This window comes from Candidatus Binataceae bacterium, assembly GCA_035508495.1.
In the GTDB taxonomy this organism is placed as follows: Bacteria; Desulfobacterota; Binatia; order Binatales; family Binataceae; genus JASHPB01.
This window is the reverse complement of sequence record DATJMX010000039.1, coordinates 14,552-28,323: the sequence shown is the minus strand read 5'-3', so window position 1 is coordinate 28,323 and position 13,772 is coordinate 14,552. Positions and strand designations below refer to the sequence as shown.

Annotated in this window: 11 protein-coding genes and 1 tRNA gene; 7 read left to right on the top strand and 5 right to left on the bottom strand. The window is 57.5% G+C overall.

Annotation, left to right across the window (positions count from 1 at the left end; translation table 11 throughout):
- Positions 1 to 55 precede the first annotated feature (55 nt).
- Together VMA09_13110 and VMA09_13105 are read left to right on the top strand one after the other, a co-directional pair.
- Positions 56 to 131: transfer RNA gene (locus tag VMA09_13110), tRNA-Asn, on the top strand.
- Between the two features lie 306 nt (positions 132 to 437).
- A complete protein-coding gene (locus VMA09_13105; GenBank protein ID HUA34541.1) occupies positions 438 to 1,283 on the top strand; it encodes a hypothetical protein in 846 nt (281 codons plus the stop codon).
- Positions 1,284 to 1,356: 73 nt separating this feature from the next.
- On the opposite strand, the gene VMA09_13100 is transcribed toward VMA09_13105, so the two are convergent.
- The gene (locus VMA09_13100) at positions 1,357 to 2,352 is read right to left on the bottom strand and encodes an aldo/keto reductase (protein ID HUA34540.1); all 996 of its coding nucleotides are present in this window, start codon (positions 2,350 to 2,352) and stop codon (positions 1,357 to 1,359) included.
- A 521-nt stretch (positions 2,353 to 2,873) separates the two neighbouring features.
- Positions 2,874 to 4,007 (bottom strand): lipopolysaccharide heptosyltransferase II, encoded by a 1,134-nt coding sequence (waaF, locus tag VMA09_13095; protein HUA34539.1) that lies wholly within the window; start codon positions 4,005 to 4,007, stop codon positions 2,874 to 2,876.
- Positions 4,008 to 4,108: 101 nt separating this feature from the next.
- Here waaF and VMA09_13090 point away from each other — a divergent pair, with 101 nt between their 5' ends.
- From VMA09_13090 to cydB, 3 genes are all read left to right on the top strand, one after another.
- On the top strand, positions 4,109 to 4,780 hold the full coding sequence (locus tag VMA09_13090) for a 2OG-Fe(II) oxygenase (protein HUA34538.1): 672 nt from the start codon (positions 4,109 to 4,111) through the stop codon (positions 4,778 to 4,780).
- Between the two features lie 890 nt (positions 4,781 to 5,670).
- Entirely contained in the window at positions 5,671 to 7,029 is a 1,359-nt protein-coding gene (locus tag VMA09_13085; protein ID HUA34537.1) for a cytochrome ubiquinol oxidase subunit I, read from the top strand.
- 14 nt (positions 7,030 to 7,043) lie between these two features.
- Positions 7,044 to 8,078: a cytochrome d ubiquinol oxidase subunit II gene (gene cydB / locus VMA09_13080; GenBank protein HUA34536.1), complete on the top strand. Its 1,035-nt coding sequence runs from the start codon at positions 7,044 to 7,046 to the stop codon at positions 8,076 to 8,078.
- 25 nt (positions 8,079 to 8,103) lie between these two features.
- Here the strand turns inward: cydB and VMA09_13075 are convergent, their stop codons facing one another.
- From VMA09_13075 to VMA09_13065, 3 genes are all read right to left on the bottom strand, one after another.
- Entirely contained in the window at positions 8,104 to 8,958 is an 855-nt protein-coding gene (locus VMA09_13075; GenBank protein ID HUA34535.1) for a polyphosphate kinase 2 family protein, read from the bottom strand.
- A gap of 102 nt (positions 8,959 to 9,060) precedes the next feature.
- Positions 9,061 to 9,621: a c-type cytochrome gene (locus tag VMA09_13070; GenBank protein HUA34534.1), complete on the bottom strand. Its 561-nt coding sequence runs from the start codon at positions 9,619 to 9,621 to the stop codon at positions 9,061 to 9,063.
- A 68-nt stretch (positions 9,622 to 9,689) separates the two neighbouring features.
- Entirely contained in the window at positions 9,690 to 11,291 is a 1,602-nt protein-coding gene (locus VMA09_13065) for a hypothetical protein (protein ID HUA34533.1), read from the bottom strand.
- Positions 11,292 to 11,991: 700 nt separating this feature from the next.
- Here VMA09_13065 and VMA09_13060 point away from each other — a divergent pair.
- Positions 11,992 to 12,921, top strand: coding sequence for an NAD(P)-dependent oxidoreductase (locus VMA09_13060; protein HUA34532.1), 930 nt, complete (start codon positions 11,992 to 11,994; stop codon positions 12,919 to 12,921).
- 87 nt (positions 12,922 to 13,008) lie between these two features.
- The gene (locus VMA09_13055) at positions 13,009 to 13,755 is read left to right on the top strand and encodes a TetR family transcriptional regulator (protein HUA34531.1); all 747 of its coding nucleotides are present in this window, start codon (positions 13,009 to 13,011) and stop codon (positions 13,753 to 13,755) included.
- Positions 13,756 to 13,772 lie beyond the last annotated feature (17 nt).

Below are 13,772 nucleotides of genomic sequence, written 5' to 3'. Positions count from 1 at the left end.
TGATTTCGCGTGCGCGGACGGATACCAAGGATAGTTCCGATCGCGCTCTGAGCGCTCCCCGGTAGCTCAGTCGGTAGAGCAGACGGCTGTTAACCGTCGGGTCGCTGGTTCGAATCCGGCCCGGGGAGCCAATTCTAAGTGGCCGCCAATCAAGTTTTTTCGAGATGTCGGTGAAGGGTCGACACAGGCTGCTGATGGGCTTTCCCCATCGAGAAATGGCGATGAGCTTATTGACGTACTGTCGATAACAACTCGAAGCATCTGGTTCAGATTTGTCTTTTTTCGCGATACAGCTCCTGGCGGCGGCTTGAAATGGCAGTCCCGGTGCCGGCGATTCCAATTGCCCGTAAGGAACTTCGTGAAATTCATCGTTTGCCATTTCGGCGCTGTTGATTAAAGTTGAACGGACGACGGGCCTCAAATTCGCGAGGAGACGGTTGGCATTTCTCGATCAGGCTGTAACCCGGCTACGAACCAGTGGGCTGAAAGCGACCCTTCCCTATGCGTTGGGACGCTTTCGGCTGGTCCGCGCGATATATAGCCAGCAAGCGCGCCTGCTCCGGGGGCATGCGGAATTAAGCGCTAATCGGGAAGCAATCTTTCCTGGCATCGACGTGGCTGTCGCGATACGTAGTCTTCGGCGAGATGCCGTCTTTCGGTCGATATCCTTGCCACCGAGCTATGTTGTCGAGCTGAAGCAATTTGCCACCACGCTACCTTTGAAGGTCGTCAATGGTCCCAGTGGCTTCCACTACGCTGACGTGAAGGAAGGTTGCCTCGCCGACGCATCGATAGTGCCTTTGGCGTACGTAAAGGACATCGACGAGATACCGCTTATAAAGAAGATCGCAGAAGATCCCGTCGCAATGGCGGTCATGGGGGGCTATCTAGGTTATGCGCCGCGCTACCAGGCACGGCTCTATTGGAGCTTCGTCAACGAGGCCTCTCTCATGCAGCGTCGGCAAGCGTCTCAGACGATAGAGTACCACTATGACGTCGAAGGATTTAACTTTGCCTATATGTCTTTCTACTTGACGGATTGCGATCGGCTGTCCGGCGCGCATGTAATGGTAATAGGCAGTCACGTGGACAAGCCGCTGAAATGGTTATTCGGTTCAGCTCGCGTGGACGATAAAATCGTAGAGTCCCATTATAGTTCCGACAGATTGTTGCTCCTTGAGGGCAGAGCCGGTTATGGCTTTTTGCAGGATAGTTCTTGTCTTCACAAGGCTCTGCCCCCGACTTCAGCAGAACGTCTGATGTTGCAAATACGGTACTTATAAACTGCAAAGCCCTCCACAGCGTGCGCTCCACGTGCGGCTATGCCGAGCCCATTTTTTGCATTGATGTTATGAGCTAGGCCGGTCGCCATCGGCCGCTTCTAAGGAATTCCTCTATTGAATGCAACTCAGGTTTGCTGAAGCGGCTTTCGCTCGAGACATACGTGTTCTTTTGAAGGTGATCGCTCTGGAGCATCGAGCAAACCACCGCACTAACCTCCGAATGGGCGAGCACAGAATTAATTGCCACATCCGCCATTACCTCGTCATTGCAGTCTGCGAGTTTTTCCTTCACGCTTTGCGGCGTATCGAAATTGTTTGCCAAAGCCGCCAGGCGCTGTCTCAGTAGAGTGACGCGAGAACCGCCGCCGAAAGGTTGATTGGCCATAAGGCCAAACGGTGATTCCCCTGGTGCCGATGCCATAGCCACTAGCGCTGAATCATCCCACAGATTAACTGCGCTCTGCAGGATTCTGATATTGTTTATCTCTGACTCAACCAGTGCCGAAATGCCTTTGGCGTCCGTGGCTATTCCCAGGTACCGCACGATTCCTTCCTTGACGACACTATCCAATTTCTCGAAGAGTTCCACCTGGCTGAGTACTTCGACGGGAGGCACGTGCAGAAGCAGGATGTCCACGTAGTCAGTACGGAGAGCGCGAAGGCTGAGCTCGAGACTCTTTCGCATTTCTTCGACACTGAAACCTGGAGATCTGAGTTGTCGCGAAACCTGGAAACGCATTGCGTGCTTTATCGCGGGTGAACGCTTGAAGACAAACCGGGCGACAGGTTTGAGCAGCCGTTTGATGGGGCCGGAGTTCGCCGCGACGATTCCGAATTTTGTCGAAACTATTACCTTGTCTCGGCGCCCACGCAGGAATTCTCCCAGTACCACCTCTGACTCACCAAAGCCGTAAGACCGAGCGGTGTCATAAAGCGTAATTCCCAAATCGTACGCTGATTCCAACGCCCGTAACGAAGCTCTTCGTCCCACGCGACCCATCAAGGAGGCGCATCCGAAACCGAGAACTGAAGTTCTGAGCTCAGTATGTCTAAAGTCTGCGTAACGCATATAATCGGCGCCGCTATCCACCCGCATCCATGACTAGTTGATTCATATCTGACATGCCTGCGAAACCCATCCCATCGGAGTAGGAGACGGACAGCGTAATCCGGTTAAAGGCCGTTCTGACCGCCGCTTCCGACATCAGCGGACTCAATTGAGTACGTCTCGTGTTATGCCCCCTGTGGGCATTGTCGCCGGGGTTGCTCGTAGATCGCAAGCATCAACCCGGGCCGCACGCCATCAACCATTTGCCCGTCGTCGAGGAAGTATCCTCGTGGGAATCGTTACCGCCCCGATTTACGCGAGGATCCCTTCAATCCCGAGGAATACCGGTTTTCTTGAGATCGCAGCGGCAAGTCGGTTCGGGAGCGCGCGTCTTGCCGGTTACCTGGCGAGGAACTGCCGTGAATATTCTCCTGGTTGAAAAAGCAGGCCAGGCGGTTTGCTCCGAGTGGCCAACTTTCTCGGTCCAAGGATTCTTCCATCTCCTCAAGCGTCTCAGCTCGAATTAGCCATCGGGATGAATATTACTTGCCAGCAATAGTTACTGAGGGAATGGCGCGGGCCCGCCGACGAGCGAGCAGATTATTCAGCGCCTGAGAGACTTCCTCGGGACGCACGTTGCGCATGCATTCTGTGGTGCCGAATCGGCAAGTGCGCTGCTGGCAGGGCTGGCATGCGAGGTTCGGCTGCGCGGTCATCAGGATGATCTCGCCGCTGCCCATGGGACCGGTCCGATGCGTCGGGGTGGCGCCAAAGAGCCCGATCAGGTCGCATCCCGCGGCAGCCGCGATATGAAGCGGCGCCGTATCGGCCGCCACGATCGCGCTGACCCGCGCGAATAACGCGTAGAGTTGCGAGATCGACGTCTTTCCCGCGAGGTTCAGAATCCGCGTCCGGTGCCGCGCCTCGAGTGAATCAATAAGACAAGTTGTTAACGTCCGGTCATCCTCCGCGCCGATCAGGACGATGTTTGCGGGCGTTTCGGCAAGCGCCATCTGGAGGAGCGACAACCAATGTTCAAACGGCCACGCCTTGCTCTTCCATTGCGTGGCCGGCGCGAGTGCGATCAAGGGAGTGTCATGATCGAACGGCAGTAAATCATCAATTTGCGCCTTCATTGTCGGGGGGAGTGGAGGGAGGCGCACTTGATAGCCGTCACTGCGGCAACCAATCGCTCGGGCCAGGACCATCATGTGGTCGACGTGCATTAGCGAATGATCGAAATACTCGGCGTTGTTCAGATAGCGCTCAGTATAAAAAAAGTAGCTCAGCTCTCGCCCATGCGCGAACCCGACCCGTACCGGAATGCCGGCGAAGAAGGGGATAACCGCGGACTTCAAGAGTCCTTGAACATCAAGTGCGCAGTCGTAGCCGACTGCGCGTACTTCATCGATAAACCTTCGCGCCTCGCTCATCGTGCGGCGCCATTCAGTTGGAGTTCGGAGACTGCGGCCCCATCGAAGGCGGTCGCATTGATGTACCCGGTTAACGTCGAGGTGTCCCGCGATCGCCGGCGCGAGTTCGCGGTCTATCGCCCAGCCGATTTCAGCCTTGGGGTACGCCTCGCGCACGACGCTCGGCAGGGGCAAGGTCTGGATCACGTCACCGAGCGAACTCAGGCGTACGATCAGGATTCGTCTAAAGTTTCGTTTTTGCACCCTGGGGCGACCGACGGCTCATCTGCCGAGTCCTTGATGGATATCATGACGGTTCCACGATTGTCGCCGATCGCGCAAACGACTACCGTTCTCTTGTTCTCATGGCTGACGCTCCCAAGAACGCGAACGAAGCGCCGATTGCATCGGATGGCTTCGCCATCCTGGACGCCGACGCGATCATGCGCGCGCCGTTGCATATCGAGCCATATCATTTTGTCTTTGCCAGTGATGCAATCAATCCTGCGTCGCGTTCCGTCGTTCTGGCCGATGCGCCCCTGATTTCCTCAACTGGCAGCATACCGCTCTCCGCGGTGCGCTTTGGGCCGGGCTTCCGGGCTCTCATCGATGATCTCGAGAGCCCGCGCTTTCGCGAAATCGTGGAGTCCAAGTTCAACGTCGATCTAAAGGAACGACCCACAACGATCAGCGTCAGAGGCCAGCTCCGTCGTGAATCCGACGGATACGTGCATACAGACATGGCCGAAAAGATCATCTCCGTGTTGCTCTATCTGAACAGTGACTGGAGTGACGCTGGGGGCGCGCTTCGAATCCTGCGCTCGAAGAACATAGACGATTACGCGCTGGAAATCCCGCCGCTGTTCGGCAACATGCTGATCTTTTTGCGTTCGAATCGCTCATGGCATGGACACCTGGCTTACGAAGGTCCGAGGATGAGCGTGCAGTTCAACTGGGTGAAGTCGACCCGGCACATCGGTCAACACTGGCGCCATCGATTCAATTTTTTGAAAACCTTCACTTCTTTCCGTCGCTAGGCGCAGCAAACCGCTCCCTCCACGTTCACCTCGCCAGCGGATTTTCGATAAACGCCGCTATCGCATTGATCACCCGCGAATCGACGTGACCAGTAGTCATAATCTCTTCCCGACTGTTTGCCTTTCCGGTTCCAGCCATGAACGCGTGATTCAGCCCGACGATAGTTTCAACTCGAACATGAGGCACCCCCTTGAGACCCGTCTGCCATTGCTTGAGCCTCGTCCATGGCCTGAAAGTCGCGGCTTCCATGGAGAATCAGGATAGGAATCTTTAGCTGGCGGGCGACAGCGATCTCGTTGCGCGCTTCGAGGTCATACCAGTACAAGGCGGGTAACCCAAAATCATGGCGGTCGGCCGCAACCGATGATTATCCAGATCATTCGTCTCGCGCTCGAGTTTATCGATCTGGTCGGGCGACTCCCCGAAGCGGCGCATCTGTTCCACGGCAAGTGCACCTAACTTGCGAGGGCCCGGCGCCAACAGCGCAGGTCATCTGTCTGCGCGGCAGCCGCGGCCGACGCGACAACAACAATCACGATAAGGCCAGCCACGAACGAGTTCCAACTCCCCCTTTGGCGATGCATGGCTATCCTCCCCCTGCGGTTGAGTGCGGGTCTGCCGATCAAGCTTGGTTCAGATTTCCGAGCACGCCGCGCGAAGTGCAATAGCGAAATGTGTAGAGAACGCAAAGTTCCGCACCGGTGAGCGTATCAATTCAGGACCTGAACTGCGCGAACCACGTTTCGCGTAGGGCTCTTAATCGCGGACCGTTCCTGGCGCTCATCGCGTAACTTTTTCTCGCCAAGCAGCATCTAACTCGCTACGATAAACGCTTGAGTACTAGCCTCGCGTAAAGAATCGGAGATCCGCGTATCTGGCGCAGTTTGCTGTGGATGCACTGATATTACATCGAATCCATTTCGCGTTCACAATTACGTTTCATTATTTATTCCCGCAGCTCACGATGGGCCTCGGGCTGCTCATCGTGGTGCTCAAGACGCTGGCGCTTCGCTCCGGTGACGAACATTATAACAAGGCGGCCCAATTCTGGGCCCGAATCTTCGGAATCAATTTCGTAATCGGAGTCGTCACCGGAATTCCGATGGAATTCCAGTTTGGTACGAACTGGTCCGCTTTTTCTAAGATAACCGGCGGCGTGATCGGCCAGCCGCTCGCCATGGAAGGTGTATTTTCGTTCTTCCTGGAATCGACTTTTCTCGGAGCGTTCCTTTACGGTGAACGCCAGCTCGGCCCGCGGCTCCATTGGCTGTCGGCGTTCCTCGTTTTTCTTGGCTCGTGGATTTCAGGATTCTTCATCATATCGACCAACGCATGGATGCAGCATCCTGTCGGCTATGCGCAGGCAAGCGACGGCTCGTTTTCGCTCGTAAGCCTGTCGGCGGTGCTTACGAATCGCTGGATGGTCTGGCAATACATGCACAATATGACTGCCGCGGTTGTGACTGGATCGACGGTAATGACGGCGCTCGGGGCCTTCTATCTTTTGACCCGTCAATTTGAGGACTTCGGCCGTACTTTCGTACGGATCGGAGTTATCGCCGGGCTCATCGCGTCGGCGTTCATGATCTTCCCGACTGGCGATCAGCAAGGCCGCAATGTTGCGCAGTATCAGCCGGTCACGCTCGCCGCGATGGAAGGATTGTTCGACAGCACGCATGGCGCGCCAATCGTGATCATTGGCCAGCCGAACGTGGATGCGCGCAGACTTGATAATCCGATTGTCGTTCCCGGCGTGCTCAGCTTCCTGACATATCGGCACTGGAAATCTGAGGTTCGGGGTCTATTGCAATTTCCTGAGACCGAGTGGCCCGACAACATCGCATTACTCTACTATGCGTACCACATCATGGTCGGTCTCGGGACAATCTTCGTCGCCGTATATGCCCTGGCCGCCTTCATGCTGTATCGGCGCCGCCTGTTCGAAACTCCGCTCATCCTCTGGGCGTTGATGCTGCTGGCGCCATTTCCTTACATCGCAACGACCGCAGGTTGGATGACTGCCGAACTGGGGCGCCAGCCATGGCTGGTTTACGGACTTATGCGAACGGCGGTTGGAAGCTCGCCACAAGTCTCAGTCGGCAACGGGCTGTTCACTCTGCTCGGGTTCATGGGGATGTACACTGTTCTGGCGATTCTCTTCCTATTCCTGGTGTATTTCGAAGTGCAACGGGGGCCGGGCGGTGTCGATACTCATTTGGAGCAATCGACGATGGCGGCGGCTGACTGAATGCCGGGAATAATATGAGCACCCTCTGGTTCGGCATCGTTGCGATAATGTTCGCGATATACGCGACGCTCGACGGCTTCGATATGGGAGTTGGAATCGTGTATCTATTCATCGCGCATGAAGATGCCGAGCGCAAAGAAGTGCTAGCCTCGATTGGGCCGGTCTGGGACGGCAATGAGGTGTGGCTGCTGGCCGCCGGTGGAACGCTCTTCTTCGCTTTCCCCGCGGCCTACGCGTCGGCATTCAGCGGTTTCTACCTGCCGCTGATGATGGTGCTGTGGCTGCTGATTCTGCGCGGCACGGCGGTTGAGTTTCGCAATCGAATAGTCAGTCCGGTATGGGCGCCGCTGTGGGACGTCGTTTTCTCGGGCGCCAGCGCATTGCTGGCGCTTTTCTTTGGTGCCGCGTTGGGGAATGTGTTGCGCGGAGTGCCGCTGGACGCGAACGGCAACTTCTTTCTTCCGCTGTGGACTGATTTTCGAATCAACGTCGATGCGGGCGTTCTGGATTGGTTCACAATCATACTTGGCCTCGCGAGCGTTGCCGTGCTGGCGATGCACGGCGCGCTGTGGCTCGCCGTCAAGACCACGGGAGCGCTTCAGGCGCGCGCTCGAATCTTGGCCCGTGTTTTCTGGATCGCGGTTGCGGCTGTCAGTGTGCTCCTGATTCTGATGGTTCCGTTGATTTTGCCGCAATTCGGCCATCGATTCATGAATAACCCGTGGGGTCTGGTGTTTCCGATTGTCGCATTCGCATCGCTGGCCGGAATCATGGCTATGACTAGCGCCGCTCGCGATACGCCCGCGTTCCTCTGCTCATGCGCCTACATTCTTTCGATGCTGACAGCGGCAGTATTCGGGCACTATCCTTACCTGTTGTCTCCGATCGCCATTGGACAGCCAGCACTGACGATCCTGAACGCCAGCACATCAGACGTAGATCTGACGATTGCGCTTTACTGGTTCATTCCTGGCGTGGCGCTGGTAATTGCTTACTTCGTATTCGCCTACCGAACACTTTTCGCTCACCGGGAATCGAATTCATATTGACTGAGCGGCGGAAGGTAGAGCTGGGTTATTTCGCTTTGCGGCCCGGTTCCTTCTCGTCGGCTGCCGCGTGATACTTACGGCGAATCGCTGCGATATCGACCGTCGTTGGTGGCAACTTCAGTTTCATGTCTTCGAGCGTGTCGGCGACGATCTGTGAGATAGCCAGATTGCGAAACCATTTGTGGTTCGATGGAATAATGTACCATGGCGCACGCCTGGTGCTCGTTTTCTCCATCGCTTCTTCAAACGCCTTGATATAGCTGGACCAAAGCTCGCGTTCTGAATAGTCATTCTCGCTGATCTTCCAGTGGCGTTGCGGATCATCGAGGCGCTGCTTGAAGCGCGCGAGCTGTTCCTCCGGAGTGATGTGCAGGTAAAATTTGAGGATACGAGTGCCACCCTCTGCAAGCATTTGCTCAAAGTCATTGATCAGCTCGTAGCGCCGCGACCAGACCTCTTTTGGAACCAGCTTATGTACTCGCACGACGAGCACATCCTCGTAGTGCGAGCGATTGAAGATCACGACTTCGCCCTTGGCGGGAGTGCGCAGATGCGCGCGCCACAGAAAGTCGTGAGCCGCCTCGCGCTTGCTCGGTGCCTTGAATCCGAAGACATAAGTGCCCTGCGGATTCATCGCGCTGAAGACGTGGCGCACGACGCCGTCTTTGCCGCCCGCGTCGAGGGCCTGCAACACGACGAGCAGAGACTGATTTCCATCGGCGTAAAGCAGGTACTGGAGTTTGCCGATTCGCTCGACGTGCTTCTGGATTTCGGGCAGCGCCGCGTCCTGCGAATCGTATTTGTTCTTGAAGGCGGGGTCGATCTTGCGCAGCTTCACGCGGCTGCCGGCCTCGACGACGAATTTCGTGCGATAGTCCATCGGCCCAAGCTTAGCGCTTTTTGGCCAAAATTTAACGGCTGCCGCACCCGAGGTTGACTTCGAGTCGGCGGGTAAATCGAAATATCAGGTGAGCGGTTCCGGCTACCGTGAAAACGAGTCGTGGCTTGATGCGAACACGATCGCGTAGCGATTGATTCCGCTGACCGCGGGATCCACCGCGGCCGTGCGGCGATCCTGAATCGTATTGAGATACGCGATTATGTCACCGATCACTTCGCCGATTCCCATTTCGCCGCGCTCGCCCGCGCCCATCTTGTAGAGTTGCTCGCCCCACACCGGCATATCCTGCGTGCCGTGCGCTCGCGGCGTGTCGCGGCCGTCGATCAGCTCGGCGATGCGCGGGGCGGGCAGCGGCATCCCATACTTGTCGCCGAGCATCCGCAGATTCGCAGGCCGCCTTGAGAGCACCTTTGCGACCGGGCCGTTGCCGGAGCCGTCCGCGCCGTGGCATGACGAACAGTATTGAATGAAGTACTTGTGCCCCGCCGTGACCGCATCGCCGGCGGCATACGCGAGCGGCGCCGTGAGTCCCACGGCAAGCAACACCGCCAGTGCGGCCTTAGCTGCGCCGATCGCGCGCTGGGGACGATTGGATCCTTTCGATTCATCACGCATCTGGGTGAACGCCTCGGCTGCGCGCATTGTTTCTGTTTGCGCGCAGTTTGGCAAATCCCCCTTGCGGCATCGAGGCGACGCTAGCGGAGCGCGAGTCAGATCGAATTGAGCAATACCTGCAGCGGGCTCTCGACCTTTACTTGCGTGGTGCGGGTCGAGCTGTTGTTCGCCTGACCCGTGCAAGTGATCGAGATCGTATAAACGCGCGATGACAGCAAGTTTCCCTGGTCCGCAATCGATACCTGAAGCGGTCCCGTGATCGTCGCAGGGCCGCCGCTGACACTCGTGACCTTGCAGGTCGGCGGAACAGAATCGCAAGTGTCTTGCGCGCTGGCCGTGAGATTCACAGTGATGTTGCCGGGCCCCGGCTTGAAGAACGACGGGTTCGCGCTGAGCGACGTGATTGTCGGCGGCGCTTCGGTGACGGTCACGCTCGTGTCGCATGTGCCCACGTTCTTTGATACGTCGGTGGCCTTGCACACTACCGGTGTGACTCCCGGTTGATACGGACCGGCCGGCGAGCATGTTGGCGTGCTCACGGTGCCGCAATTGTCGGTTGCGGTGACCGCTACGCTCGCTGGGGTGCCACTGCGTCCGTTGCATTTCACCACAACCGCTGACGGGCAGGTGAGGGTGGGCGGCTCTTGATCACGAACAAACGTCGTGACCACGCAGGCCGAAACCGGCAGCGGCAGTGGCGCGGAGTTCGACGGCGCCGCCGATGGGCTCACGAGCAGCTCCACCTCGGTAATGGATGGAATTAAAGTGCTCGACGGCGTGTATTGAATCTGGCTCGGCTTCACCGACTCGATCGGCGTTTTCCCTGGATTGTTCGGATCCGACGAGCCGGTATCGAATTCGCCAACCGAGAGCGTTGCGTAACATTTGCCCGGATCGGTATCAAGCAACAAGGCTTGTTTGGTGCAATTGGCAATGGCAGGCAACACCACGGCGCTGCACTTGCTATTCGAGAATCCACCAGTCGGTGAGATCTGCGCGAGCTCGTTGGCCGCGGATTCGGCCACCCAGAGCTGGCCGTCAGGTCCGAGCGCGATACCAAGCGGCTGGCTGGCCGGATCGAGGCCGCTGTATTCGCTCACGTTGCCATTGATATCGACGCTGCCGACCAATCCCGTCGCCATCTCGGTGAACCAGATATTGCAATCGGGGCCGAGCACGAGGTCGGCCGGATTCGAGGGGCTGGTCGGGGTCGCATATTCGCCGAGGATTGTGCCTGCGGGTTGGCTCTGGGAGCCAATTACAACCATGTGACCGATTTTTCCAGCCAGCGACTCGGTGTACCAGAGAGCGCCGTCGGCGCCGATCGCGAGCGCAGTCGGGCCGACCGCGGTCGAGCCGGTAGTGGCGGGAAATTCGGTGATAGTAGAGGGCAAAGTCGAGAAATCGATCCGTGCGATTTGGTTGGCCACCGGCTCCGCCAGCCACACACTGCCGTCAGGGGCGCCGACTATTCCGAGCGGCACTTCGTTGCGCGGCACATTGGTCATCTGCAGCGGTTCGAGAGCGACTGTTGGCACAACACCGCCCGCTGCGAGTGGCGCGACACCCGCATAGCCGATCCACAGGTTGCCGTCATATCCAAGGGCGAGTCCCAGTGGAAAATTTGTGTCGATCTGCGGAACCATCAGTTCGTTGAGCGTGGCTGCTGTACTGGGATCGGCGAGATCTGGAATCAACTCCCCGACATAGTTTATGGAGGACGCTCCTGGCGCCGGCGCGGCATCAACTGTTCCGGCTGCGATTAAGCTGAGCAAAGCCGCGGGCGAGCCAACCTCGCCAAACCATACTCAGCCGTCGGGTCCGACCGTTATGTACGCCGGGCCATGACCTTTCTGTGTCAAGTATGAAGTCGATGTTTGCTGGGTAGTATTGAATGAATAGATCGTGTCGCCACCGGGATTTCGTGATCCAGAGATTGCGATCCGGGCCGGTGACGAGGAAGGCCGGGCCGCAGTTATAGGACGGCGGCGTGGAAGTCGCGACCGCAGTATCCTTCAAAATGGCGGGTGCGCACAGCGAAGGTGTGGGGAGCGAATACGAATTGACGCTCAGAGTTCCAGGCGTGGTCGTCTGGGTCAGGGTCTGCGGTCCTGTGCAGCCTTGAACGAACAGCAGGAGCGACGCAGTCGATGCCATCAGCGATCTGCCGAGCCAATTCGCCAGCTTCATCAGGACCCCTCACTTTCAGGTAGGCAGGTTCCTAGTCCGATAGTGTGCCAGTATGTTCTGAATGTCAAACTGCTAGTTTTTTCCGACATTAAGTCGGTAATCCCGATTTTATAGCCTTAATCGCAGCGCCCTTTGCGCGGGAAGTCCGCCACGTAATCTGCTAGCAATGAGTCGGGGCTTTAGCTCGTCGCCACAACGAAGTCAGTCATGGCTTTCAACGAAGCGGATCTTAGAGGCAGCAAGATACTCGTTACCGGTGCATCAGGATTAGTGGCGCAGCCGATCGTGCGGGCCTTCAGCCCGATTGCCAATGTCTTTGCGGCCGCGCGATTCCTTCGCCCCGAGGATCGCGAAGCCGTGAAACGTATGGGTGCCGTGCCGGTAACCCTCGATCTCGCGAGACGCGAGACGCTGTCGGCCGTGCCGGGCGACCTCGACTACGTGATCAATTGCGCTGTCACCAGGACTGGCAGCTTCGAGCACGATCTCGCGGTCAATGGCGATGCGACGGGCCATCTGATGGCGCGATGCCGCAGCGTGAAGGCGTTCCTCCACATATCGACGACGGGAGTGTACGAGTATCGCGGCCAGCAGCCAATCAAGGAATCCGACCCGCTCGGCGACAGTCATCGCGCGATGTTTCCCACATACTCAATCGCCAAGATCGCGGCCGAGCGAGTATGCATTTTCGCCGCACAGCAGTTCGGGATTCCGACGACGATCGCGCGGCTCAACGTTCCATACGGTGACAACGGTGCATGGCCTTACTTTCATCTGATGATGATGCGCAACGGCGCTCCCGTCGAAGTCCATCCGGAGCGGCCTAACTACTACAATCCGATCCACGCTGAAGACCTCATCGAAAAACTCCCGCGCCTGCTGGCTTGCGCAACTCCGGAAGTCACGATTACCAACTTGGGCGGCTCGCAGCAGGTCAGTATCGAACAATGGTGCGACTATCTGGGCGAACTGATCGGCGTGAGGCCTCAATTCGTCGAAAACCCAAAGGCATTAGGCAGCGTGTGCATCGATCTGACCCGCATGCACTCGCTGATCGGCGAAACCAAAGTAGAATGGCGATCGGGAATGCGTCGCATGGTCCAGTCACTCGCACCGGACCTGATCACAACGGCCTAGCACTGCGAGAACTGCGCAAATTCGCTGGACGAAGGCGCGATTGTTTTAATTGACTGACCCAGTCAATCATAGGTAGACTCAGCCGCGATGCGCGTGCGTCCGCCAAGCTGGCTCTCCGATTTGCTCGAGGCTGCGACGAAGGTCTTTACCGCGAAGGGCTATCGTCAGACCCAGATGTCGGATATTGCGCGCGAAATGGGGGTTTCGCAGGGGACGCTCTACAACTACGTCGAGAGCAAAGAGGCGCTGTTCATGCTCGCGTGCGAGCACTGCTTCAGCGATCGTCCTATCACAGCACCCGCCGCGCCGCCGGTGCGCTCGCCGTCGTTCCAGGCGATGCTGCGCAGGGTTCGCGAACAGATGCAGTCGGTCCGGCTGCCCTTGCTCGCGAGCGCCCTTTATACCAGCAAGCCCTCCGATGCGCGTGCAGAGCTCGAGGCGATCCTGCGCGAATTCTATTTCGCCCTCGAGCGCCATCGACGCGGGTTCGATCTCGTCGAAAGCTCGACACGCGACATCCCGGAGCTCGCGAAGATGCTGTACGTGGAAGGCCGGCGAGGTGCCGTTGGCATGTTTACCAAGTATCTGAGCGATCGGATCAAATCGGGATATTTACAACCGTTGCCGGATCCGACGACTGCCGCCCTCTATATCGTCGAGACCGTTAGTTGGTTCGCACGGCATCGCCACAACGCTCCCGATTCTCGGATGATCAGCGACCACCACGCGCTCGAAACAACTATACATTTTCTGGCGAGCGCCTTGATGCCTGGCAATACGCTTGTTTCCAAAAAACGGTCTGGTGCAAAGCTTAAACGGGTGCCAAGCAAATGAATAGAAGAACATTCCTG